This window comes from Nocardiopsis chromatogenes YIM 90109, assembly GCF_000341185.1.
Classification (GTDB): domain Bacteria; phylum Actinomycetota; class Actinomycetes; order Streptosporangiales; family Streptosporangiaceae; genus Nocardiopsis_A; species Nocardiopsis_A chromatogenes.
This window is the reverse complement of the sequence record NZ_ANBH01000191.1, coordinates 1-1207: the sequence shown is the minus strand read 5'-3', so window position 1 is coordinate 1207 and position 1207 is coordinate 1. Positions and strand designations below refer to the sequence as shown.

At 76.1% G+C, this 1207-nt stretch carries 1 pseudogene; it reads left to right on the top strand.

The window, feature by feature from the left end:
* A pseudogene (locus tag D476_RS33805) lies at positions 1–683 on the top strand (DEAD/DEAH box helicase); the annotation flags it as partial.
* Between the last annotated feature and the right edge of the window lie 524 nt (positions 684–1207).

Genomic DNA, 1207 nt, shown 5'->3' with positions numbered 1-1207 from the left:
GCGCCGACCGGGAGGACCACGCGCGCTGGGCCGAGCGCTACTTCCGGCTGCAGAAGGAGACCGACGGGCTGCGGCGCCGGGTCGAGGGCCGGTCGCACGTCATCGCCCGCACCTTCGACCGGGTGTGCGGGGTGCTGCAGTCGCTCGGCTACCTGGACCCGGAGACCGGGGACGAGGTGACCGGCGACGGGCGGGTGCTGGCGCGGCTGTACTCGGAGCTGGACCTGCTGGTGGCCGAGTGCCTGCGCCGCGGCGTGTGGAACGATCTGGACCCGCAGGAGCTGGCGGCGTGCGTGGCGTCCCTGGTGTACGAGTCGCGGCGCAACGACGACCCGTTCCCGCGCGTGCCGGACGGCCCCGCGGGCGAGGCCCTGGAGGAGATGGAGCGCCTCTGGGGGGAGCTGCACGAGACCGAGCGCGAGCACCGGGTGTCCTTCCTGCGGCGGCCCGACATGGGGTTCGTGTGGGTCGCCCACCGCTGGGCGCGCGGGGACCGGCTGGACCGCATCCTCGGCGAGGCGGACATGCCCGCGGGCGACTTCGTGCGCACGGCCAAGCAGCTGATCGACCTGCTGGGCCAGATCGCCGCGGCCGCCCCGGAGGACGGCGGGGTCCGCCGTACCGCACGCAGGGCCGTCGACCTGGTCAAGCGCGGCGTGGTGGCCTACTCGTCGGTGGGGTGAGCGGGCCGGGCCCCTCCCGCGACGGTCCCGGCGGCGGTTCGGCCGGGACCGTCGAACGGCGGGGGACCAAGGGCCCGACCCCGGCCGCGCCCGGTGTGGCGCGGCGGAGCGGCGGGCAGGGTCTCCGATCATGCGGTGGGGGCGTGTAGAACGCCCGGCCATTGAGAGGAGCGGACGTCGCCGATGCCTGAGCGCACCCTGATGGTCACCAACGACTTCCCGCCCCGCGAGGGCGGGATCGAGGTGTTCGCCTACGAGATGGCGCGGCGCCTGGCCGGGCCCGACGGCACCGGGGTGACCGTCCTGGCCTCCGGGCGGCGCGGCGGCACGGCGGGCGAGAGCCCTGAGCGCTTCGACCGCCGCCAGCCCTTCGAGGTCGTCCGGGTCGACACCGGCATGCTGCTGCCCACGCCGAAGGTGGCCCGCCGGGCGGCGGCGCTGGCCGCCGAGCGCGGCTGCACGCGGGTGGTGTTCNGAGATCGCGCGGCTGCGCGCCCAGATGCGGCAGCACCCCTGCCACGGGT